The organism is Kribbella sp. NPDC059898 (genome assembly GCF_042730855.1).
Classification (GTDB): domain Bacteria; phylum Actinomycetota; class Actinomycetes; order Propionibacteriales; family Kribbellaceae; genus Kribbella.
In genome coordinates, this window is the sequence record NZ_JBHWKR010000009.1 from 22,631 (window position 1) to 43,563 (window position 20,933).

The 20,933-nt window shown below is 68.9% G+C and carries 22 protein-coding genes; 16 read left to right on the forward strand and 6 right to left on the reverse strand.

Going from position 1 to position 20,933, the window contains the following annotated elements; genetic code table 11:
- Positions 1–22: 22 nt before the first annotated feature.
- Positions 23–1,003, forward strand: coding sequence for an acetylxylan esterase (locus ACFV9C_RS26245; RefSeq protein WP_380197692.1), 981 nt, complete (start codon positions 23–25; stop codon positions 1,001–1,003).
- Here the strand turns inward: ACFV9C_RS26245 and ACFV9C_RS26250 are convergent.
- Positions 966–2,153 (reverse strand): hypothetical protein, encoded by a 1,188-nt coding sequence (locus tag ACFV9C_RS26250; protein WP_380197693.1) that lies wholly within the window; start codon positions 2,151–2,153, stop codon positions 966–968. The two genes, ACFV9C_RS26245 and ACFV9C_RS26250, sit on opposite strands and share 38 nt — an antisense overlap.
- Positions 2,154–2,342: 189 nt before the next feature.
- Between ACFV9C_RS26250 and ACFV9C_RS26255 the strand changes: the two genes are divergently transcribed.
- Complete coding sequence (locus tag ACFV9C_RS26255) at positions 2,343–4,175, forward strand: glycoside hydrolase family 127 protein (protein ID WP_380197694.1); 1,833 nt, start codon at positions 2,343–2,345, stop codon at positions 4,173–4,175.
- 2 nt (positions 4,176–4,177) lie between these two features.
- On the opposite strand, the gene ACFV9C_RS26260 is transcribed toward ACFV9C_RS26255, so the two are convergent.
- On the reverse strand, positions 4,178–5,374 hold the full coding sequence (locus ACFV9C_RS26260) for a TerC family protein (RefSeq protein WP_380197695.1): 1,197 nt from the start codon (positions 5,372–5,374) through the stop codon (positions 4,178–4,180).
- Positions 5,375–5,475: 101 nt separating this feature from the next.
- Here ACFV9C_RS26260 and ACFV9C_RS26265 point away from each other — a divergent pair, with 101 nt between their 5' ends.
- Both ACFV9C_RS26265 and ACFV9C_RS26270 read left to right on the forward strand, forming a co-directional pair.
- Positions 5,476–6,084 (forward strand): TetR family transcriptional regulator, encoded by a 609-nt coding sequence (locus ACFV9C_RS26265; protein WP_380197696.1) that lies wholly within the window; start codon positions 5,476–5,478, stop codon positions 6,082–6,084.
- Positions 6,085–6,150: 66 nt separating this feature from the next.
- Positions 6,151–7,665 carry an FAD-dependent monooxygenase gene (locus tag ACFV9C_RS26270; protein WP_380197698.1) on the forward strand — a complete coding sequence of 505 codons (1,515 nt, stop codon included), beginning with the start codon at positions 6,151–6,153 and terminating at the stop codon, positions 7,663–7,665.
- On the opposite strand, the gene ACFV9C_RS26275 is transcribed toward ACFV9C_RS26270, so the two are convergent.
- Positions 7,632–8,195, reverse strand: a complete 564-nt coding sequence (locus tag ACFV9C_RS26275; RefSeq protein ID WP_380197700.1) for a helix-turn-helix domain-containing protein — start codon at positions 8,193–8,195, stop codon at positions 7,632–7,634. The two genes, ACFV9C_RS26270 and ACFV9C_RS26275, sit on opposite strands and share 34 nt — an antisense overlap.
- Positions 8,196–8,233: 38 nt before the next feature.
- On the opposite strand from ACFV9C_RS26275, the gene ACFV9C_RS26280 reads away from it, so the two are divergent.
- Entirely contained in the window at positions 8,234–8,755 is a 522-nt protein-coding gene (locus tag ACFV9C_RS26280; protein ID WP_380197702.1) for a GNAT family N-acetyltransferase, read from the forward strand.
- Positions 8,756–8,757: 2 nt separating this feature from the next.
- On the opposite strand, the gene ACFV9C_RS26285 is transcribed toward ACFV9C_RS26280, so the two are convergent.
- Complete coding sequence (locus ACFV9C_RS26285) at positions 8,758–9,363, reverse strand: M15 family metallopeptidase (protein WP_380197703.1); 606 nt, start codon at positions 9,361–9,363, stop codon at positions 8,758–8,760.
- A gap of 87 nt (positions 9,364–9,450) precedes the next feature.
- Between ACFV9C_RS26285 and ACFV9C_RS26290 the strand changes: the two genes are divergently transcribed.
- Genes ACFV9C_RS26290 through ACFV9C_RS26300 form a run of 3 tightly spaced genes read left to right on the forward strand, consistent with a single transcriptional unit; the run spans position 9,451 to position 11,750 of the window.
- Positions 9,451–10,113, forward strand: coding sequence for a response regulator transcription factor (locus ACFV9C_RS26290; RefSeq protein WP_380197706.1), 663 nt, complete (start codon positions 9,451–9,453; stop codon positions 10,111–10,113).
- Positions 10,110–11,198 (forward strand): sensor histidine kinase, encoded by a 1,089-nt coding sequence (locus ACFV9C_RS26295; protein WP_380197707.1) that lies wholly within the window; start codon positions 10,110–10,112, stop codon positions 11,196–11,198. Before ACFV9C_RS26290 ends, ACFV9C_RS26295 begins: the two co-directional genes overlap by 4 nt.
- Before the next feature lie 42 nt (positions 11,199–11,240).
- A complete protein-coding gene (locus ACFV9C_RS26300; protein ID WP_380197709.1) occupies positions 11,241–11,750 on the forward strand; it encodes a GNAT family N-acetyltransferase in 510 nt (169 codons plus the stop codon).
- On the opposite strand, the gene ACFV9C_RS26305 is transcribed toward ACFV9C_RS26300, so the two are convergent.
- Together ACFV9C_RS26305 and ACFV9C_RS26310 are read right to left on the reverse strand one after the other, a co-directional pair.
- Positions 11,747–12,439 carry a hypothetical protein gene (locus ACFV9C_RS26305; RefSeq protein WP_380197710.1) on the reverse strand — a complete coding sequence of 231 codons (693 nt, stop codon included), beginning with the start codon at positions 12,437–12,439 and terminating at the stop codon, positions 11,747–11,749. The genes ACFV9C_RS26300 and ACFV9C_RS26305 overlap by 4 nt on opposite strands.
- 39 nt (positions 12,440–12,478) lie before the next feature.
- Positions 12,479–13,450, reverse strand: a complete 972-nt coding sequence (locus ACFV9C_RS26310; RefSeq protein ID WP_380197711.1) for a M23 family metallopeptidase — start codon at positions 13,448–13,450, stop codon at positions 12,479–12,481.
- Positions 13,451–13,790: 340 nt separating this feature from the next.
- Here ACFV9C_RS26310 and ACFV9C_RS26315 point away from each other — a divergent pair, with 340 nt between their 5' ends.
- From ACFV9C_RS26315 to ACFV9C_RS26350, 8 genes are all read left to right on the forward strand, one after another.
- Positions 13,791–13,865: a putative leader peptide gene (locus ACFV9C_RS26315; protein WP_355483003.1), complete on the forward strand. Its 75-nt coding sequence runs from the start codon at positions 13,791–13,793 to the stop codon at positions 13,863–13,865.
- Between the two features lie 75 nt (positions 13,866–13,940).
- Entirely contained in the window at positions 13,941–14,828 is an 888-nt protein-coding gene (locus ACFV9C_RS26320; RefSeq protein WP_380197713.1) for an amino acid ABC transporter permease, read from the forward strand.
- On the forward strand, positions 14,825–15,577 hold the full coding sequence (locus tag ACFV9C_RS26325; protein WP_380197715.1) for an amino acid ABC transporter ATP-binding protein: 753 nt from the start codon (positions 14,825–14,827) through the stop codon (positions 15,575–15,577). Before ACFV9C_RS26320 ends, ACFV9C_RS26325 begins: the two co-directional genes overlap by 4 nt.
- On the forward strand, positions 15,577–16,515 hold the full coding sequence (locus tag ACFV9C_RS26330) for an ABC transporter substrate-binding protein (protein ID WP_380197717.1): 939 nt from the start codon (positions 15,577–15,579) through the stop codon (positions 16,513–16,515). The genes ACFV9C_RS26325 and ACFV9C_RS26330 overlap by 1 nt, the downstream gene beginning before the upstream one ends.
- Before the next feature lie 9 nt (positions 16,516–16,524).
- A complete protein-coding gene (locus tag ACFV9C_RS26335) occupies positions 16,525–17,469 on the forward strand; it encodes an ABC transporter substrate-binding protein (RefSeq protein ID WP_380197719.1) in 945 nt (314 codons plus the stop codon).
- Positions 17,470–17,478: 9 nt separating this feature from the next.
- Positions 17,479–18,534, forward strand: coding sequence for an NADPH-dependent FMN reductase (ssuE, locus tag ACFV9C_RS26340; protein ID WP_380197721.1), 1,056 nt, complete (start codon positions 17,479–17,481; stop codon positions 18,532–18,534).
- The gene (locus ACFV9C_RS26345) at positions 18,531–19,610 is read left to right on the forward strand and encodes an LLM class flavin-dependent oxidoreductase (RefSeq protein WP_380197723.1); all 1,080 of its coding nucleotides are present in this window, start codon (positions 18,531–18,533) and stop codon (positions 19,608–19,610) included. Before ssuE ends, ACFV9C_RS26345 begins: the two co-directional genes overlap by 4 nt.
- Positions 19,607–20,923, forward strand: a complete 1,317-nt coding sequence (locus ACFV9C_RS26350; RefSeq protein WP_380197725.1) for an NtaA/DmoA family FMN-dependent monooxygenase — start codon at positions 19,607–19,609, stop codon at positions 20,921–20,923. Before ACFV9C_RS26345 ends, ACFV9C_RS26350 begins: the two co-directional genes overlap by 4 nt.
- Positions 20,924–20,933: the final 10 nt, after the last annotated feature.

The following is a 20,933-nucleotide window of genomic DNA, read 5'->3' on the forward strand; positions in this document are numbered from 1 at the left end:
CTGCCAACGGAAAGGACATCGAATGCTCGTCGACATGCCGCTGGACCGGTTGCGGGAGTACCGCCCGGACCCCGAGGAGCCCGCGGACTTCGACGCGTTCTGGAAGCAGACGCTCGACGATGCGGCCGGTCACCCGATCGACGCCCGGTTCACGCCGTACGACGCCCGGCTGGCGACCGTCGAGGTCCAGGACGTGACGTTCAGCGGCTGGGGCGGCCAACCGGTGAAGGCGTGGCTGCTCCTGCCGCGCCACCGCACCGGTCCGCTGCCCGCGGTTGTGCAGTACATCGGCTACAACGGCGGGCGGGGGATTCCGTACGAGTGGCTGACCTGGAGCGCGGCCGGATACGCGCACCTGGTGATGGACAACCGCGGTCAGGGCGGCGGCGGAAAGACGATCTCCGACACCGCGGACCTTGCGCCGGACGGCCACGGGTCGTCGGCGCCCGGGTTCCTCACCCGCGGCATCGAGGACCCGGCGAAGCACTACTACCGGCGGCTGATCACCGATGCGGTGCGGGCCGTCGACGCGGTCCGCAGCAGCCCGGACGTCGACGCTGACCGGGTCGCAGTACTCGGGGGCAGCCAGGGTGGTGGTCTGGCGCTCGCCGTCGCCGGGCTGCGCGCCGACCTGTCCGCGGCGATCGCCGACGTACCGTTCCTGTGCCACTTCCGGCGGGCGTCGCAGATCACCGACAACGGCCCGTACGCCGAGATCGCACGCTGGCTCAAGGGCCACCGGTTCGAGGCGGAGACCGTGTTCGGAACGCTGTCCTACTTCGACGCGGTGAACTTCGCGGCCCGCGCCACCTGCCCCGCCTGGTTCTCCGTCGCGCTGATGGACAACGTGTGCCCGCCGTCGACGGTGTTCGCGGCGTACCACCGGTACGGCGGGCCGGCGGAGCTTGAGGTGTTCACGTACAACGGGCACGAGGGCGGAGCGGAGTACGATCTGCCGCGGAAGCTCAGTGCGCTCGCTTCCGTCGTTGGCCGCGATGCCTGAGGCGGAGCGCACCCCACAAGAGCAACGGGGGTAGCCAGAGCAGTAGCAACCACGGAAGCCGCCACCAGCCGGACGAGCCCTTGACGGTCGGTTGGTCGGTGGCGACCATCGGCCGCGCGGACGTCGACCAGGCCAGGAACGCGTCCCCGATCGGCAGCGCACCGAAGAGGTATCGCTTCGTCTTCAGCCCGCTGAACGGCAGCCCGACCAGCTCGCCCGTCCGCGACAGCCGCTCGGCCAGCGAGTTGTGATGGACCCGCGCCGCACCCATCCCGACAACGGTTGCCGAAAGACTCAGGCCGAGTACGAGCGGCCCGGAGTCCACGTCGCCCTGCCCAGCGATGCCCTTCGGGTACTCGCGAATCCCCAGCCCGGTCACGAACTTGTCCTTGAACAGCTGGTACTGCGCCCGCGCGAACGCCGGATCGATGTCGACCAGAAAACGCTGGATCATCGCCTGCGACGAACCGCGCGCCCCGGTCACCTGCGGCACCACCTGATGCGGCAGCAGCCCGGTCGCCGGGTCCAGCCTGGTCTTCACGGTCGTCACCCAGTTCCGCGCGAACTGCCCGAAGCGCGGCGCGACCACGGCGTCGTACAGCCGCAGGGAAGCGATCGCGACGACCGAGTCGACCGGCCAGGCCTGTCCCGGGTACGCCGGAAGAAACGGACTGTCCGCCGTTCGGAAGGCGGTGGCGATCGCAACCGAGTCACTCGTGAACCGGGAGCGTTCCGCCGCGTCCGACTGCCCGAGCGCGATCAGCCCGCCGCGCAGCCAGTTCGTCCAGCCGGCGTAGAAGATCCCGTACTGCGGCCGCAGCGACGTGTCGAACGGCGCCGTCGCGTCCGCGGAATCGAGCCGGTCGAGCGCCCAGCGCACCTGGATCGACGCGTCGGCGGCCCGCGCCGGATCGCTGACGCCGACCTGCACCCAGCTCAAGCCGTACAGCACGTTCAGGAAGAAGTACCCTTCCGGAAACTGTTTCTGGGCGTTCCGGTCCGCGCCCTGCTCGATTTCCGCACGCAGGTACGTCAGTTGTTTCGGCACGCCACGGGTGGGATCGGTCCACGGAAGAACCAGGCGCGCGGTGCCCACCCCTGCCACCAGCGTGGCAATCACCGCCACGCCGATCACGAGCTTGCGCAGCACCCGGATCAATCTAGACGACCTTCGGCAGCCAGCGGCGGACCAACGGATGACCATCCGGGGACCGGACCAGCGCCTACGACCGCAACTCCTTTCCTGCGTTTCCGGCATGGGTTGACCTGGCGCCTGAAGGTACCTACATTCGTGACGGAAAACGTGTTCCGGATTTCCTCAACTCAGGAGCTACACGCTATGACCTCTCGCAGCCCGGCCGCCACCAGCAAGGGCCGCCGGCAGCCCCTCGGACTCGGCCAGGTCAGCATCACCGGCGGCTTCTGGGCGCCGCGCCAGGCACGGAACGGCGCCGACGCGATCCCCAGCGGCCAGGACCAGCTGGAGAAGGCCGGCAACCTGCAGAACCTCCGGCTCGCCGCCGGTATCGGCGAGGGCGAGGCGATCGGCCCGGTGTTCGCCGACTCCGACGTCTACAAGTGGCTCGAGGCCGCCGCCTGGGAGTACGGGCGCAACCCCGACGACGAACTGCTCACACGGATCCGCGACCTCACCGCCGTGGTCGCCGCCGCGCAACGCGAGGACGGGTACCTCGACTCGGTCGTCCAGCTCCGGTACGGCGACGAGGGCCGCTACCAGCAACTCGTCTGGAGCCACGAGCACTACTGCGCCGGCCACCTCATCCAGGCCGCCGTCGCGACGGTCCGCTGTACCGGCGAACGCGAGCTGCTCGACGTCGCGATCAAGCTCGCCGACCACCTGTACGCGACGTTCGGCGACGGCAAGACCGTCGATGTGGACGGCCATCCGGTGATCGAGATGGCGCTCGTCGAGCTGTACCGGGAGACGGGTACGGCGACGTACCTGGAGCTCGCGCAGTGGTTCGTGGACGCCCGCGGCCACGGGATCATCGAACGGCACGGGCACTCGTCGGCGTACTTCTCCGACCGGGTCCCGGTCCGCGAGGCGACCACGGTCGAGGGGCACTCGGTCCGTGCGGTGTACCTGGCCGCGGGCGCCGCCGACGTCGCGCTGGAGACCGGCGACACCGAGCTGCTCGACGCGCTGAAGGTGCAGTTCGAGCACATGTGGTCGACCAAGACGTACGTGACCGGCGGGCTCGGCGCGCGCTGGGACGGCGAGGCGTTCGGCGACGAGTACGAGCTGCCGGCCGACCGCGCGTACGCCGAGACGTGTGCCGCGATCGGCGGCATCCAGTGGGCGTGGCGGATGCTGCTCGCGACCGGCGAGGCGACGTACGGCGATGCGATCGAGCGCATGCTGTACAACGGCTTCCTTGCCGGGGTTTCGCTGTCCGGTACCGAGTACTTCTACGTGAACCCGCTGCAGTTGCGCGGGGCGGCGTACCCGGACACCGGGCGCAGCCCGGCGCACGGGCGGCGCGGCTGGTTCGACTGCGCCTGCTGCCCGCCGAACATCATGCGCACGCTCGCGAGCCTCGACAGCTATCTGGCGACCACGACGGACGACGCGATCCAGTTGCACCAGTACGCACCCGGCGTGATCAAGTCCGGCGACATCGAGCTCACGGTGGACACGACGTACCCCTGGGACGGCACCGTCCGCATCACGAGTGCAACGCCGGCCACCGTTGATCTCCGCATTCCCGGGTGGGCGGAGGGTGCGACTCTCAACGGACATTCGGTCGACGCAGGTGGCTACGCGCGAGCAGAAGGCACCGAGATCGAACTCGTACTCCCGCTCGAACCTCGCGTGGTGGGCGCGGATCCGCGGATCGACGCCGTGCGTGGATGCGTCGCGCTCGAACGCGGTCCGCTCGTCTACGCGGTCGAGCAGGAGGACAACGCGGCGAACGTCGACGACCTGCACCTGGTACCTGGGACTCCTGTCGCGGAGGCGACGGATCTCCTGGATGGGGTGACTGTGTTGAAGGCCCAGGGACGTGCAGGGGCAGGGCACAAGCCGGGGTGGTCGTTCGTAGCTGGGGTGGCGGACTCCGTGGGTGAGGAGGTCGACGTGGTCGCGGTTCCGTACTACGCGTGGGCGAACCGGGGGATCGGTGCCATGCGCGTCTGGTTGCCGCGGGGGTAGGGCTAAAGGCTGGGGCGGATCACGTGGTCGGTGTGGGCGGCGGCGTGTGCCTCGCCGACCTGGCGGCACAGTGCCATCAGGTCGTCCTCGTTCAGCACGTGCTGCTTGGCCTTCGGGCCGAGCTCGGTGATGTGGTCGCGGGCCCGCAGCAACCGCTGGAAGACCCGCTCGCGCTCCGCCGGGTCGTCGGTGTACTCGGGATCGAGGTACGCCGTCGCGTCCCGGCGGATGTGCGCCATCGCGGTCTGGGTCCGACCGCGGGTGCTGAACAGCGACGCGAAGATCGTGATCAGCAGCACGACCAGGATCACCGCCAGCGACAGGCCGGTGCTGATCTCGCCGACCTCGACGTGCTCGCCGTCGTTCACGAACGGCAGGTTGTTCTCGTGCAGGGCGTGCAGGATCAGCTTCGCGCCGATGAACACCAGGATCGCGGCCAGCCCGAACGACAGGTAGATCAGCCGGTCCAGCAGTCCGTCCAGCAGGAAGAACAGTTGCCGGAGGCCGAGCAGGCTGAACGCGGTCGCGGTGAACACGACGTACACGTTCTGGGTGAGGCCGAAGATGGCCGGGATCGAGTCCAGCGCGAACATCAGGTCGGTGGCGCCGATCGCCACCATCACCAGCAGCATCGGGGTCAGCATCCGGCGGCCGTCGACCCGGGTGGTCAGCCGGTCGCCGTCGTACTCCTCGGTGGTCCGGAACAGCCGGCGGGCCAGCCGGACGACCAGGTTCTGCGCCTGGTGGGACTCCTCGGTCTCCGGTTTGAGCATGTTCCCGGCGGTCAGCAGCAGCGCGATCCCGAACAGGTAGAACACCCAGGAAAACGTGTGCAGCAACGCGGATCCGACGAAGATGAACGCGGACCGGGCGATCAGGCTGACCACGATCCCGACCAGCAGCACCTTCTGCTGGTTCTCCCGGGGCACCCGGAAGCCGGTCATGATGATCAGGAAGACGAAGAGGTTGTCGACCGACAGGGCCTTCTCGGTGATATACCCGGCAAAGTACTCCGAGCCCATCCCGCTGCCGCCGATCATCAGCGTCCCGAGTCCGAACAGGACCGCGATCCCGACGTACAGCGCGGACCAGACGGCCGCCTCGCGGAGCGTCGGCACGTGCGCGGACCGGACGTGGAAGAAGTAGTCGAACAGCAGCAGGCCGGCGATCGCCAGCACCGTCAGCACCCAGACCAGCATGTCCTAACCCAACCACGGGCAGCCGTCGGGTCTGCCCACCTCGGAGAAAATTGCCTAAAAGGCATCTTTGCTCTTTAGGCAACTTCTGCTACGGTCGAGACATGGCCGACGGGTTGCGGGAGCGGAAGAAGCAGGAGACGCGGATCGCGTTGAGCTGGGCGGCGGTCCGGCTCGCGGTCGAGCGCGGGTACGGCAACGTCCGGATCGAGGACATCGCCGCCGAGGCCGGCGTCTCGCTGCGGACCTTCCGGAACTACTTCGACAGCAAGGCCGACGCGATCGCCGCCCGCGAGGTGGACCGCAGCCTGCGGATCGCCGACGAGCTGCGCGCGCGGCCGGCCGGCGAGCCGCTGTGGGTGGCGATCCGCACAGCGATCGAGAAGCACTTCGCCCTCGGCGAGGAGGGTCACAGCGAGCGGCGGCCCGCGGACGACAAGTGGCTGGCCGGAATCCGGTTGATGATGACCGAGCCCGCCCTGCAGGGCGCGATCGTTCGGGCGTACGCCCGGGCCGGCGAGGAGCTCGCCGCCGCCGTCGCCGATCGCACCGGGACGTCCGGGATGTATCCGCGGCTGGTCGCCGAGGTGATCGGCGCGGCCCGGGCGGTCGTGATGACCGAATGGATGCGGGCCGATCCGCCACGGTCGGTCGCCGAGCTGCTCTCGTCGGCGCTCGACCAGATCGAGGCCGGCCTGCCGGTTCCCGAATAACCAACTCGACAACTTGCCCCTGGCCGGTCGCCGGGGTGGTCAGTCATGCCCAATTGGAGGGGTGTCATGGATACGGATGTCGTCATTGCAGGTGCCGGGCCGAACGGATTGATGCTGGCGAGCGAACTGCGGCTGGCCGGAGTGCGGCCGATCGTGCTGGAGAAACTGCCGGAGCGCAGCACGGTGCCGCGGGCGAACGGGCTGGTCGGCCAGGTCGTCCGGATGCTCGACCGCCGCGGACTCTACGAGCGGCTGAGCAGTACGCCGGGTGCGCCGCGGCCCGCCCCGGGTTTCGTGTTCGGCGCGATGCCGCTGCGCCTCGATCTACTCGAGGAGAACCCGGTGTACCTGCTGCAGGTCCCGCAGGCACGGATCGAGGAGGTACTGCAGGAGCGGGCGCTCGAACTCGGTGCGGAGCTCCGGCGCGGACACGAGCTGCTCGGCTTCACGCAGGATGCCGACGGCGTGACGGTCACGCTGTCCGGGCCGGACGGCGAGTACCAGCTCCGGACCCGGTACCTGATCGGGGCGGACGGCGGGCACAGTGTGACCCGGAAACTGGCCGGAATCGACTTTCCGGGGGTCACCAACGACGCGACGGTGTCGCGGACCGGAAGCGCGGAGGTGCCGGCGGAGTACGTCCGGGGCGGCCTGCTGCACATTCCGGGATACGGCGCGGTGCCGCCGTTCCTGCACCAGCGAACGGACCGCGGCATGTTCGTCTGGGCGCCGTTCCCGGGCCGGCTGCCGGCCGTCAGTACGGTCGAGTGGGACGTGCCGCCGGACAACGAGATGACGTTCCAGGAGTTGCAGGACAGCGTGGACCGGGTCCTCGACGTCCACCTTCCGTTGGTCGAGCCAACGGGTGACGGTGCCCGGCTGCTCCGGCGGCTCGTCGGCGGAAACAGCCGGTTGGCTTCGAGTTTCCGTTCCGGGCGCGTGCTGCTGGTCGGCGACGCCGCCCATGTGCACTCCGCGATCGGCGGACAGGGACTGAATCTCGGGCTGCAGGACGCGGTGAACCTGGCCTGGAAGGTGGCGGCCGAGGTGCAGGGCCGGGCGCCGCGCGGGCTGCTCGACACCTACGAGGCCGAGCGCCGGCCGGTCGCCGAACGGGTACTGATGCACACCCAGGCGCAGTCCGCGTTGATTGCGCCGGGCAACGATGTGACCGCGCTGCGGAAGCTGTTCGGCGAGTTTCTGGAAGATTCCGGAAACGTCCAGCGGATCGCGGAGCTGATTTCCGGCGCCGACATCCGGTACGCCGCCGGTGCCCATCCGCTGGTCGGTCGGTGGGCGCCGGATCTGCTGGTCGGCACAGTGCGGCTGGCCGAGCTGATGCGGTCGGGCCGCCCGTTGCTCGTCGACCTCACCCCGGGCGGCGCGTTCGCGGGAACCCGTGTTCCGGAGCAGGTCGAGGTCGTGACGGGGCACGGCGGACGGTCGATCGCGCTGCTGATTCGTCCGGACGGGTACGTCGCGTGGGCCGCCGATCAGGACGGGGAGGCCGAGCGGGAGGGGTTGCGGACCGCGCTCGAGCAGTGGTTTCAGGCGCGCCCCTTGACCAGCGCGACCAGGTAGCGGCACACCGTCGTACCAGGGTTGTGGAAGGTTGTCGCCGACGGTGGACCGAGTTGCAGACAGTCGCCGGCGTGCAGCTCATGCACCTGTGATCCCTCGTGGAAACGCAGGTATCCGTCCAGGATCCAGAGTTGCTGGTACTTGAAGATGTACGCGTCGGCCGGATACGACACCGACGCACCGGGCGGGAGCTCCACCTCCACCAACTCCAGTGGACCGTCGGTCAGCGGCGACACCGCGCGCCGGCGGTACCCGGTGGCCGGGTCCGTCCAGACGGGCTGGTCGGCGGCGCGGCGGAGCAGCTCGTCGGTGTTCTCCGCGCGAGCGACCAGCTCGGACAACGTCATCCCGAGCGCGCCGGACAGCTTTCCGAGCAGTACGGCGGTGGGCTGCGCCTCGCTGCGCTCGATCTTCCCGATCATCGCGCGGGACACCCCGGACCGCTCCGCCAAGGCGTTCACGGACAGGTCCTGCGCAACCCGCGCCTGGTGGACGGTCGCGGCCAGAGAACGCGACAGATCGTCAATCACGTTGCCACTATAGCGGCAGTTGTGGCTACTATCGTATCATGGTTCAGGTTAGAGACGCTTCGGCCGCGGACGCCGAGGCCTGCGCGGCGATCTACGCGCCCTATGTCACCGGTACCTCGATCACGTTCGAGCTGGCTCCGCCGACGGCTGCCGAGATGGCCGAGCGGATCACGAAGGCCGTCGCCACCCACGCCTGGCTGGTCCTCGAGGACGACGGCCAGGTCGTCGGCTACGCGTACGGCGGCCCGATGAAACCGCGCCCGGCGTACCGGTGGTCCTGTGAGGTCAGCGTCTACCTGAATCCCACGCACCACGGCAGGGGCGCCGGCCGCAAGCTCTACGAGGCGCTCTTCGATCGCCTGATCGCCCGGGGTTACCGGACGGCCGTCGCCGGCGTGACCCTGCCGAACCCCGCGAGCGAGGCGCTGCACAAGTCGCTCGGCTTCGAGCCCATCGGCGTCTACCGGAACATCGGCTGGAAACACGACGCCTGGCACGACGTCGCCTGGTCCCAACGGCCGCTGGCCGAACTCCCGGACCCGCCCGAAGAACCCCGCTAGCGCTACTTCGTGGGGTCGGTCATCGGTGGGCAGGAATCGCCGGGCTTGGTGACGAGTTCGAAGTGCCAGATCTCGTTGGAGAGGGTCTGGCAGAGGCCGTAGCGGTTGCCCTTGCGGTTCAGCCAGTCGTCGGCGTCGGTCGGGCCGATGTCGACGGCATGGCCGGTGACGTGGTGCGACTCGTCCGGATCGGCGACGTACTCGAGGGCCTTCTTCTTGCTGCCGTACTTGCGGATCGCCTTCTCCAGCAGCTCTTCCTGGTACTTCCTGCTCCGCCAGCCGGTGGTCACCTGCATCCGGATCCCGTCCGCCTTCATCGCGGTCTCGGCCTCCTGGACCGCCGTACGGAGCGCGGGATCGAGCTTGGCGATCCCGGGCAGATCGGTGTCGTACGCCGACGTGTGGTCGGGCAGCACGCCGTCCGCCGCGTTCGGTGGACCCTTGTGCGCCGGGGTCGATCCGGTGGATTTCCCGCCGGAGGTCTGCGGTTCGTCCTGGGCGGAAACCGCAGTACAGGCGGCAACGGTGAGACTGATGACCGCGGCAACGATCGCGAACCCGGCCAGCACGCTCAGCCGGCGGTCACGAGTAGTTCGATCGGTGAGCATGCCACCAGTTCATCCGTGCGGATGTTGCCAGAACGTCTGGTGTTTCCGATACGTTTTCGATACCCCCGACCTGGTTCAATGGACGGTATGCGGGTGCTGGTCGTGGAGGACGAGGTCTATCTCGCCGAGGCGATCCAGGCCGGGCTGCGGCTGGAGGCGATCGCGGCCGACCTCACCTTCGACGGGAACGCCGCGCTGGCGGCGCTGACCGTGAACGACTACGACGTGGTGGTCCTCGACCGGGACCTACCGGGGATCAGCGGTGACCAGGTCTGCCGCGAGATCGTTGCGCAGGGCATCGGCTGCCGGGTGCTGATGCTGACCGCGGCCGGCGACCTGGACGACAAGATCACCGGGTTCGAGCTCGGCGCCGACGACTACCTGACGAAACCGTTCGAGCTGCGCGAACTCGTGGTCCGGCTGCGCGCCCTGGTCCGCCGGTCCGTGGTCGCGACGCCGACGGTCATCGAGTACGCCGGGGTCCGCCTGGACCCGTTCCGCCGGGAGGTGCACCGGTTCGGGCGGTACGTGAAACTCACCCGGAAACAGTTCGCCGTCCTGGAGGTGCTGATGACCGCGCGCGGCGGTGTGATCAGTGCGGAAACCCTGCTGGAGAAGGCCTGGGACGAAAACGCGGACCCGTTCAGCAACGCCGTACGGATCACGATCTCCGTGCTCCGGAAGCGGCTCGGCGATCCGTGGGTGATCCACACCGTGCCCGGCGTCGGCTACCGTGTCGGGGAGAAATGAGCGGCGAACGGCTGCTGACCTGGCGGCCACGGCTGACCGTCCGGCTGCGGCTCACGCTCAGCTACGCGGGCCTGCTGGTGGTCTCCGGCGCCGTCGTCTCGTGCATCATCTGGCTGGTCTTCCGGATCGTCCCGAACTACCCGCTGACCGCCGCCAACCCGCGCGACCTGCGGGCCGGCCCGCCGCCGACGCGCGGCGAGATCCTCGACCTGGTGGTGAAGCTTTCCGCCTGGTCGCTCGGGTTCCTCGCGATCGTCGGGCTCGCGGGCGGCTGGCTGCTCGCCGGGCGGATGCTGCGGCCGTTGCAGGAGATCACCGCCGCGGCCCGCCGGGCGGCGAGCGGGTCGCTCGACCACCGGGTCGGGCTGACCGGGATCCGGGACGAGTTCACCGACCTGTCGGACACGTTCGACGAGATGCTCGACCGGTTGCAGGTGTCGTTCGAGCAGTACCGGAGGTTCGCGTCGAACGCCTCGCACGAGCTGCGGACACCGCACGCGGTGATGAAGACGATGCTCGAGGTGGCGCAGGCCGATCCGAAGCACCAGGACGTTCCGGAGCTCGTGAAACGGCTGGCCGAGACCAACCAGCGCGGGATCGACATCGTGGAGACACTGCTCAGCCTCACCGCGCTGGACAACCGCGAGATCGAGACGGACCCGGTCGACCTGGCCGCCGTCCTGCGGTCCGCCTGGCCGGCGCTGTCCGCCGAGGCTGCCCAGGCCGGTGTCACGCTGACCGCCGAGGTCTCCGAATCAGTTGTCGAAGGCAATGAGATCCTGCTGCACCAACTGGTCACGAACCTGGTGCAGAACGCGATCCGGCACGGCGGCGGAACGGTTTCCGCCCACGTTGTCCGGGGCCGGCTGGAGATCCGCAACGACGGCGACGTACTGGCCGCCGAGCAGGTGCGGACCTTCGTCGAGCCGTTCGCGAAACGCCGATACGGCGCCGGGCATGGGCTCGGGCTGGCGCTCGTGGACCGGATCGTCGAGGTCCACCACGGCCGGCTCCAGCTCACGCCGAAGCCGGACGGCGGCCTGACCGCAACCGTTGTCCTGCCCACGGCCGACCTCGACGGCTGACCCGGCAGGATGTTGGCCTGCTCCAGGGGTGAGGATGGTCCGGTGAGTGACGAACGCCGTGCAGACGACCAGCGGGTGACGGTACGACAGGCCGCCGAGGAGGACGACGCGGCGCTGCTCGCGATCGAGCGGGTCGCGTGGGACGCGTCGTCCGGGTTCCCGTCGTACGGCGAAACCCTGCAGGACACGTTCTTCAGCCGGAGCGGGCCGGAGGCGCATCTCGTCGCGGAATACGAGGGGGCGGTGGTCGGGTACGTCCGGCTGCAGGACAAGTACCCGTTTCCGGAGGGTTCCGGCGTACTCGCGATCAACGGGATCGCGGTCGCCCCCGAGGCACGGCGGCTCGGCGTCGGCAACGCCCTGATGACCGCCACCACCGCCGAGGCCCGCCGCCGCGGAGCGCGCAAGATCACCCTGCACGTCCACGGCGTCAACGCCCCAGCGAGACACCTCTACGAACGCCACGGCTACGTCGTAGAAGGCACCCACACCGCCGAGTTCATCATCGAGGACACCCCGGTAGACGCCCTCGACATGGCAAAGTTCCTCTAACGACTGATCACCGGCGAGAAGATGTTCCAGATGCTGCTCGTCCCGGGAACGTACACGCGGTACCGCCGGGTGCGGTTCGGGTAGTAGTTGTACGTCACCTGGCCGACGCTGTTCGTGGTCACGTAGGCGAGCCCCTTCCAGGTCGTCGTGCCGATGTCCTGGTACTGGATCAGCACCTGCTTGTTGGCCCAGCGGACCGAGCGCCCGGTAGTGGTGCGCCAGTAGGAGACCGTGGTGAGCAGGGCCGCACGGCTGCCCTTGCGGCCCCCGGTCAGCGCCGCCACGGAGGCCGCCTTCGACACCGAGGTCGCGCCGGACAGATCGGCGACCTTGATGCCGTTGAAGTCGGTCGCGCCGCCGGCAGGCTTCCACGTGACGGTGCCGATCGGCGCCCCGGCACCGGAAACGGTGAAGCTGACCTCGCGGGCGTGGTTGAGGAACTGCAGCCGTCCCTCGGGGTACAAGGTCGCCGCAGGCGTGCTCTTCCACACGGCGGTGTTGATCGTCGCCGGGCAGTTCGATCCGAGCTTGGCGACGAAGTTGTTGCTCGCCGCGCCGATGGACAGCCGCGACGGAACGACGAGCGAGCAGGTCGCGGTCGCCTGTTGCGGGGCGGCCTGGGCGGGTTGGGTGGCGATCAGACCGGCCGCCACGAGTGCGGCGGCCGGTGTGATGGTTCGGAGCTTCAAGAGTTCCCCCTCTTCGAAGTGTTGGGGGAACGGTAGCGGTTACGGGTTCAGGCCGTGGGCGCGGAGCCAGGGTTCGGGGTCGATGGGGGCGCCGCCGCCGGGGAGGACCTCGAAGTGGACGTGCGGGCCGGTGGTGTTGCCGGTCATGCCGATCCGGCCGACCATCGAGCCGGCCTGGACCGAGTCGCCGACCGAGACGTCGAACTCGGACATGTGGCCGTACGACGTGACCGTGCCGTCGGCGTGCCGGACCTTCACCTGGCGACCGTACGCGCCTTCCCAGTCGGCCTGGATGACCTGGCCGGCCATCACCGAAAGGACCGGCGTACCCATCGGGGCCGCGAAGTCGAGGCCGGTGTGCTTGTGCGCCCAACGGCCGCCGGCCTGGTTGAAGCGCGCGGTCAGGTGGTAGCCGGTGGTCGGGAGCACGATCTTCGGTGCGGCGGCGACGATCGCGGCCTGCTTGGCGGCCTCCGCCTGCTTCGCGATGGCGGCCTGCTTGGCGATCGCCGCGGCCTTGGCGGTTGCCTCCGCCTTCGCGGCGGCGAGGGCCTTGGCGCTGTCCGCGGCCTTCTTCGCCGCGGCGGCCTTGGCGGCGGCCAGCGCGAGCGCCCGGCGCTGCGTCAGCGTCGCGGCGGCGGCCAGCTTGTCGGTGCGCTGCTTGGCCGCGTTCGACACGGCGGCCTTCTGCGCCGCGGCCAGTGACAGGTCGATCCGGGACAGGTCCCGGGAGCCGAGGTCGCGACGGTCGATCCGGGCCGCGGTCAGCGCGTCGGCCTGCGCGGCGCTCAGCTGGGGTACGTCGTTCGCGGCGGCCGGGCCGGTGGCGGACGACGCGAGAGCGACGGTCGTCGTTCCGGCGGCGGCCGCGAGGGCGGCGGTCAGACCGATTAGATTGTTACGGCGAGTGAAACCGCGACGAGAGAACCGGTGCTTGGCCACCCGGCGCGGGGCAGCCGGACGACTGGACGCCTGCCGATCTGCGTTCGGCGCGTCTTGGTGAGTGGGCACGAGAAGCCTTCCAGGGGAGGGGAATCCGTCGATGAGGGGGTGCGACGGCTCAACGACCATAACGACGAGATCACGGGCCGCCCAAACACAGGTTGCGAAAAGTTGAACGAAATCGGCCACGTTCCGTGAGGGCTTCCTGTCGCCTGGTGGATGCTCAGGCGTGCGCGCGGCAGGCAACAAAGGCGCCGGAAGCGTGACGCGGATCACCCGAACTTTGGCGCGGAGCAGCCCCCGCGGACCGGTATAAGCCGTCCATATATTGAGAGCTTTGTCGACCCACTTACTATTCTTTCAAGCTCGTCCCATACTGAAATGACACGAGCGACGAGAGGGGACGGGCATGACGCGCAAACCGCCGTACTACCGCCTCCACATCGACCTGCTCCGGGTCTCCAGCGCCCTCTGTCTGCGCTGACCCGCGCCGCCCTTCCCATTCCTGCCCTTCGCCGCCGAAGGGTCCGCGAAGCCTGCCCACCGCCAGGGAGCGATCGTGTCCACCACTTCAGTCACGCCTGCGTCCGGTACCACCGGACCGCCGGTCCTGTCCCTTGAAACCGACCTGCCCGTGGTCGCCCGCCGGCACCCGTGGCGCTGGGTCGGTGTCGCCGCCGTACTCGTCCTGCTCGCGATGTTCGTGCACGGACTCGCCACCAATCCGGGCTGGGACTGGCCGACGTTCTTCCAGTTCTTCGCCACCCGGACGATCTTCTCCGCGCTCTGGGTGACCGTGCAGCTGACCGTCTACGGAACCGTGCTCGGGTTCGTGCTCGGCGCCGTACTCGCCTCGATGCGCCTGTCCAGCAGCCCGTTCCTGCAATTGGTTGCCTGGGGCTACATCTGGGCGTTCCGCTCGATCCCGTTGATCGTGCAGCTGCTGTTCTGGTTCAACATCGCCTATCTGTACAAGGAGCTCAGCCTGGGCATCCCGTTCGGGCCGGAGTTCGTGCACTTCAGTACGAACGACCTGTTCGGCCCGCTCGGCGCCGCCGTACTCGGGCTGGCCTTGCACCAGGCGGCGTACGCCGCGGAGATCATCCGGGGCGGGATCATCTCCGTCGACGCCGGGCAGACCGAGGCGGCCGCCGCGCTCGGGATCCCGAAACTGCGGCAGTTCTTCCGGATCGTGCTGCCGCAGGCGATGCGCTCGATCCTGCCGAACGGCGCGAACGAGGTGATCAGCCTGTTCAAGGGCACGTCGATCGTCTCGGTGATGGCGATCCCGGAGCTCTTCTACCAGGTGCAGGTGATCTACGGCCGGAACAGCCGGGTCGTACCGCTGCTGATGGTCGCGACGGTCTGGTACATCGTGCTGACCACGCTGCTGTCGATCGTGCAGTACTACGTGGAACGCCGGTTCGCGCGAGGTACGTCGCGATGATCGACATCCGCGGAGTACACAAGAGCTTCGGCGATCTCGAAGTACTGAAGGGCATCGACCTGGAGGTACCGGCCGGCGACGTGACCGTGATCCTCGGGCCGTCGGGTTCGGGGAAGTCCACGCTGCTGCGGTCGATCAACCATCTGGAGAAGGTGGATCGCGGGCTGATCCGGATCGACGGCGAGCTGATCGGGTACCGGCGGCGCGGCGACAAGCTGCACGAGCTGCGCGAGCGGGAGATCCTCCGGCAGCGGTCGCAGGTCGGGTTCGTGTTCCAGACGTTCAACCTGTTCGCGCATCTGACCGTGCTGGAGAACGTCGTCGAGGCGCCGGTGTCGGCGCAGCGGCGCAAGCGCGGCGAGGTCGTACCGTACGCGCGCGAACTGCTCGAACGCGTCGGCGTCGGCGAGAAGGCCGACGTGTACCCGCGGCAGCTGTCCGGCGGGCAGCAGCAGCGGGTCGCGATCGCGCGGGCGCTCGCGCTGAAACCGAAGGTGCTGTTGTTCGACGAGCCGACCAGCGCGCTCGACCCGGAACTCGTCGGCGAGGTCCTCGACGTGATCAAGGAACTCGCCCGCGACGGCGCCACGATGGTCGTCGTCACGCACGAGATCGGTTTCGCCCGGGAGATCGCCGACACGGTGGTCTTCATCGACGGCGGCCGGATCGTCGAGTCGGGTCCGCCGCGCGAGGTGCTCGACAACCCTGTCCACGAACGCACCCGTGCGTTCATCTCGAAGGTGCTCTGATGAAACGGCTTCTTGTCCTTTCCCTCGCGGTGCTGACGCTCGCCGGTTGCGGCGCGCAGGCGACCGCCTCCTCCGAATCCGACACCGGTGTGAACACCTCGGCTTCGCAGGACCGGGTGACCACCACGAAGAACGACGCCGCGGCCGCACTGCTGCCGGCCAAGGTTCGCGACCGCGGGACGTTGGTCGTCGGCGCCGGGTTCGGCAGCGGCAGCGTGCCGCTCGGCTTCTACGCCGACGACAACAAGACCCCGATCGGGCTCGAGGTGGACATCGCGTACCTGGTCGCGCAGTCGCTCGGGCTGAAGCCGGAGATCGAGGTGACGAGCTGGGAGAACCTGTTCGTCGGGCTCGACTCGGCGAAGTACGACGTCGGGTTCTCGAACATCACGGTGACCGAGAAGCGCAAGCAGAAGTACGACTTCGCGACGTACCGCAAGGACGACATCGCGTTCGAGGCGAAGAAGGGTGGGACCTGGCGGGTGTCCAGCGGCAAGGACATCGCCGGGAAGACGATCGCGGTCGGTTCCGGAACGAACCAGGAGAAGATCCTGGTCGACTGGAACGAGGCGAACATCAAGGCTGGGTTGCCCGCGGCAACCATCAAGTACTTCCAGAAGAACACCGACACGTACCTGGCGCTGAGCTCCGGGCGGATCGACGCGTACTTCGGCCCGAACCCGTCGATCGCGTACCACGTCAAGACGTCCGGCGAGACCGAGACGATCGGGAAGTTCTCCGGCGCCGGGCCGACGCTGCAGGGCCTGATCGCGGCCACCACCAAGAAGGACGACGGGCTGGTCAAGGCGTACCAGGCGGCGCTGAACGCGGTCATCGCGGACGGCAGCTACGCCAAGGTGCTGGCCCGCTGGAACGTCGCCAGTGAGGCCGTCGCGAAGTCCGAGATCAACCCGCCCGGCCTCCCACTCACGAGCTGAGGACGACTGATGAGAAAACGTTTGATGCTGGCTTCCGCGGTGGTCCTGCTGCTGGGTGCCTGCGCCGACCCGCAGACCAGTACGTCGTCGAAGGCGTCCGAGGTCGCGTTCGACACGTCGGCGAAGCAGACCCACATCACGTCCGCGAAGGTGGACTCGATCGCGGCCGAGTTGCCGGCGGCGGTGCGTGACTCCGGGAAGCTGGTGGTCGGCAACGGATCGGCCGGCGGCGGGCAGCCACCGCTCGGGTTCACCGCGGACGACAACAAGACACCGATCGGTGTCGAGATCGACATCGCGTACCTGGTCGCGAGTGTGCTCGGGCTGCAGCCCGACATCGAGACAACCAGCTGGGAGAACCTGTTCCTCGGGCTGGACTCCGGGAAGTACCAGGTCGGGATCTCGAACATCGGGGTTTCCGAGCTGCGCAAAGAGAAGTACGACTTCGCGTCGTACCGGCTCGGGCTGCACGCCTTCGAGGCCAAGAAGGGCTCCGGGCTGAAGATCTCCGGTCCGGCCGACATCGCGGGCAAGACCGTCGCCGTCGGCTCCGGGACGCTCCAGGAGGCGATCCTCGTCGACTGGAACAAGCAGAACGTCGCGGCTGGCCTGAAGCCGGCCGTCATCAAGTACTACCAGCAGTCCGCCGACACCTACCTCGCGCTGCAGTCCGGCCGGATCGACCTGTACCTGGGCCCGAACCCGAACGCGTCGTACCACGTAGCCACCCAGCATCAGACCGAGATCGTCGGCACCGTCTCGTCCAGCTACCCGGTGCAGGGCCTGGTCGCGGTCGCGACGAAGAAGGACGACGGCCTCGTGAAACCACTGGCCGACGCGCTGAACGCGGCCATCGCCGACGGCAGCTACGCGAAGGTCCTGGCCAAGTGGGGCCTGCAGGGCGAGGCCGTGCCGAAGTCGCTGATCAACCCGCCCGGCCTGCCGAAGAAATAGGAGAGCACCATGGCGACCATTGCAACGATCTCCAGCAGTCCGTCGTTGTCCTCCCGGACCGACGCGGTGCTCGACCACGTCACCAAGCGCCTGATCAGCCACGGCCACACGGTCACCCCGATCGTGCTGCGCGACCTCCCGGCCGAGCCGCTGCTGCGCGGGCAGGCCGACGATCCGGCGATCGCCGCCGCGGCCGCGGTACTCGAAGCCGCGGACGCCGTCGTGGTCACGACACCGGTGTACAAGGCGGCGTACTCGGGCTTGCTGAAGGTGTTCCTCGATCTGCTGCCGCAGTACGCGTTGAAGGGCAAGACAGTGTTGCCGTTGGCAACGGGTGGTACGCCGGCGCATGTGCTGGTGATCGACTACGCGCTCCGGCCGGTGCTCACCAGCCTCGGCGCGGGGGCGATCGGGCAGGGATGGTTCGTGCTGTCGTCGCACATCCGGCTGTACGACGGCGGTGGGCTGCTGCTCGATCCGGCGGCGTCCGTACCGCTGTACCAGGTGACCGAGGCGTTCCTCGCGACCGTGTCGGGCGAGACCGTGGTGGAGGGCGCGCCGCTGCAGTTGGGCGCGGTGGAGGCGGTCCGGGTACGGCCGGACGATCCGGAGGCCGCGCCGTTGCTGGCGGATCTCGTCGTCGAGTACAGCACGCGGTACGGGCGGACCAACGAGAACACGCAGTTGACCGAAGTACCGCCGTCGGACTTCCACGCCGAGCACGGCGGGGCGTTCGTGCTGTTGCGGTACGGCGGGAGAACGGTGGCCGGCGGGGCGATCCGGCGGTACGACGACGAGACCGCCGAGGTGAAGCGGATGTGGACGTCGCAGCTGCACCGGCGGCAGGGCCTCGGGCGGCGGGTGCTGTCCGAACTGGAGACGGCGGCGGCGGATCTGGGATATCGGCGGTTGTACCTGACGACGGGACCGCGGCAGCCGGAAGCGGCGGGGTTGTACGTCGCGGCCGGGTTCGACCCGCAGTTCGACACCGCGGCGGATCCGGAGGAGATCGGGCCGTTGGCGTTCGTGAAGGAGATTCCGGTGGCGTTGAAGGTGGCCTCATGATCGTCGGGCTGGAGATCGACGGGGCGGGTGCGGATCCGGCGGCGTGGCGTGGGGCGGAGGTTGATCCGCGGGCGATCCTGACCGGCGCGTTGGCGGTCCGTGCGGCGCAGCGGGCGGAGGCGGCCGGGGTGGATCTCGTGACGTTCGCTGATGCGCTGGAGGCGCCGGAGGATGTGCCGGGGCGGGTGAGCGTACGGCTCGACGCGCTCGGGCTGGCGGCGCGGGTGGCGCCGGCGACGGAGCGGATCGGGTTGTTGCCGACGATCACGGTGACGCATACGGAGCCGTTCCATGTGCAGGCGTCGGTGGCGACGCTCGACCACATCTCGGGCGGGCGCGCGGGGTGGGTCGCTGAGGTGTCCACGTCCGCTGAGGCGGCCGCGGTGGTCGGGCGGCGGGAGCCGGTCGCTGCTGCGGAGACCTGGCGGGAGACACGGTACGTCGTCGACGTCAGCCGCCGGTTGTGGGACTCGTGGGAGGACGACGCGATCATCCGGGACGCCGCGAGCGGACGGTACGTCGACCGGGAGAAGCTGCACTACGTCGACTTCGTCTCGCCGACGTTCTCCGTGAAGGGTCCGTCGATCGTTCCGCGGCCGCCGCAGGGTCATCCGGTGACGGCGGTCCGCGTGCACACACCCGAGGCGCTGGAGGCGGCGCGCGACGCCGAGTTGGTCCTGCTCCCGGACTCGGACGACCTGGCAGACCAGCTCCGAACCCTCCGCGCCGGCGGGAGCCGCCGCGTCGGGGTCACGGCGGACGCTGCGGGCCGAACGGTTGCCGTCACACCGGACGGCGCGACTGTGCCGGTGGTGTTGGTTTCGGTGAGGGTGCGGCCTCATGTGGATGGGGTTGAGGGGTTGGTTGCGGCGGTTGAGGGGTGGGCCGCGGCGGGGGTTGACGGGGTGCATCTGCGGCCGGCTTCGCTCGAGTTGGATGTGCCGGTGATTGCGGACGAGCTGTTGCCGCGGTTGCGGGAGCTCGGCTTGGTCGGGGGTGTGGAGCGCGGTGGGAGTTTGCGCGGGCGGCTCGGGCTGAAACGGCCGCGGAACACGTTTTCGGGGAGTGGACGATGACCAAGCAGATCCATCTGGCGGCGCACTTCCCGGGCGTCAACAACACCACCGTGTGGTCGGACCCGGCGTCGGGCTCGCAGATCGACTTCGCCTCGTTCCGGAAACTCGCGGAAACGGCGGAGCGCGGAACCTTCGACTTCTTCTTCCTCGCCGAAGGCCTGCGACTCCGCGAGGTGAAGGGGCAGATCCACGACCTCGACGTCGTCGGTCGTCCCGAATCCCTCACCGTGCTCAGCGCCCTCGCTGCCGTCACCACCCATCTCGGCCTGGCCGCGACCGTGAACTCGACCTTCAACGAGCCGTACGAACTCGCCAAGCGCCTGGCCACCCTCGACCACGTCTCCGGCGGCCGCGCCGCCTGGAACGTTGTCACCTCCTGGGACGCCTTCACCGGCGAGAACTTCCGCCGCGGCGGGTACCTGGACAAGTCCGACCGGTACGTCCGCGCCCAGGAGTCCCTGCGAATCGTCAGGAAACTCTGGGACTCCTGGACCGCCGACGACCTCGTCCTGGACCAGGAGGCGGGCAGCTTCGCCCGCGAGGGCGCTGGGGCCTTCGCGGACAGCGGCCCGCACTTCGCTATCCGCGGACGCTTCGGGCTGCCGCTGTCGCCGCAGGGCCGGCCGGTGATCATCCAGGCCGGTGACAGCGACGAAGGACGCGAGTTCGCCGCCTCGAGCGCGGACGTGATCTTCAGCCGGCACGGGACGTTCGCGGCCGGGCAGACCTTCTACAAGGACGTGAAGTCGCGGCTGGCGAAGTACGGCCGGAGCGAGGATTCGCTGAAGATCATGCCGGCCGTGACGGTGGTGGTCGCGGACACGGACGCCGAGGCGATCGAGAAGGCGGCGTACATCCGGGAACAGCAGGTTTCCGGGCCGACGGCGCTCGTGCTCGCGGAGTTGCTGTGGGGGCGCGACCTGTCGGCGTACGACCCGGACGGTCCGCTGCCGGCCGAGGACCCGGTCGTCGGGTCGGCGGTGACACAGGGCCGGGTCGGGTACAACGACCCGTTCCCGATCGTCGCGGAATGGCGCGCGCAGGCCGAGGCCCACGGGTGGTCGTTGCGGCAGACCGTCATCAACCAGCAGAACCGGCAGACGTTCGTCGGCTCGCCGAGCACCGTTGCGGACGCGGTCAACCGGCACGTGCAGGAGAACGCGGCAGACGGTTTCGTCCTCGTTCCGCATCTCACGCCGGGCGGCCTCGACGACTTCGTCGACCGGGTCGTCCCACTGCTCCGCGAGTACGGCGTCTTCCGGAGCGAGTACAGCGGTACGACGTTGCGCGACCACCTCGGGCTGCCGCGATGACGGTTTCCGC

Coding starts and splice junctions, on each gene's coding strand:
- ACFV9C_RS26325 (WP_380197715.1), top strand. CDS start 14,825: ATGATCGACATCCGCGGAGTACACAAGAGCTTCGGCGATCTCGAAGTA.
- ACFV9C_RS26345 (WP_380197723.1), top strand. CDS start 18,531: ATGATCGTCGGGCTGGAGATCGACGGGGCGGGTGCGGATCCGGCGGCG.
- ACFV9C_RS26260 (WP_380197695.1), bottom strand. CDS start 5,374: ATGCTGGTCTGGGTGCTGACGGTGCTGGCGATCGCCGGCCTGCTGCTG.
- ACFV9C_RS26295 (WP_380197707.1), top strand. CDS start 10,110: ATGAGCGGCGAACGGCTGCTGACCTGGCGGCCACGGCTGACCGTCCGG.
- ACFV9C_RS26270 (WP_380197698.1), top strand. CDS start 6,151: ATGGATACGGATGTCGTCATTGCAGGTGCCGGGCCGAACGGATTGATG.
- ACFV9C_RS26290 (WP_380197706.1), top strand. CDS start 9,451: ATGCGGGTGCTGGTCGTGGAGGACGAGGTCTATCTCGCCGAGGCGATC.
- ACFV9C_RS26245 (WP_380197692.1), top strand. CDS start 23: ATGCTCGTCGACATGCCGCTGGACCGGTTGCGGGAGTACCGCCCGGAC.
- ACFV9C_RS26350 (WP_380197725.1), top strand. CDS start 19,607: ATGACCAAGCAGATCCATCTGGCGGCGCACTTCCCGGGCGTCAACAAC.
- ACFV9C_RS26265 (WP_380197696.1), top strand. CDS start 5,476: ATGGCCGACGGGTTGCGGGAGCGGAAGAAGCAGGAGACGCGGATCGCG.
- ssuE (WP_380197721.1), top strand. CDS start 17,479: ATGGCGACCATTGCAACGATCTCCAGCAGTCCGTCGTTGTCCTCCCGG.
- ACFV9C_RS26280 (WP_380197702.1), top strand. CDS start 8,234: ATGGTTCAGGTTAGAGACGCTTCGGCCGCGGACGCCGAGGCCTGCGCG.
- ACFV9C_RS26255 (WP_380197694.1), top strand. CDS start 2,343: ATGACCTCTCGCAGCCCGGCCGCCACCAGCAAGGGCCGCCGGCAGCCC.
- ACFV9C_RS26330 (WP_380197717.1), top strand. CDS start 15,577: ATGAAACGGCTTCTTGTCCTTTCCCTCGCGGTGCTGACGCTCGCCGGT.
- ACFV9C_RS26335 (WP_380197719.1), top strand. CDS start 16,525: ATGAGAAAACGTTTGATGCTGGCTTCCGCGGTGGTCCTGCTGCTGGGT.
- ACFV9C_RS26285 (WP_380197703.1), bottom strand. CDS start 9,363: ATGCTCACCGATCGAACTACTCGTGACCGCCGGCTGAGCGTGCTGGCC.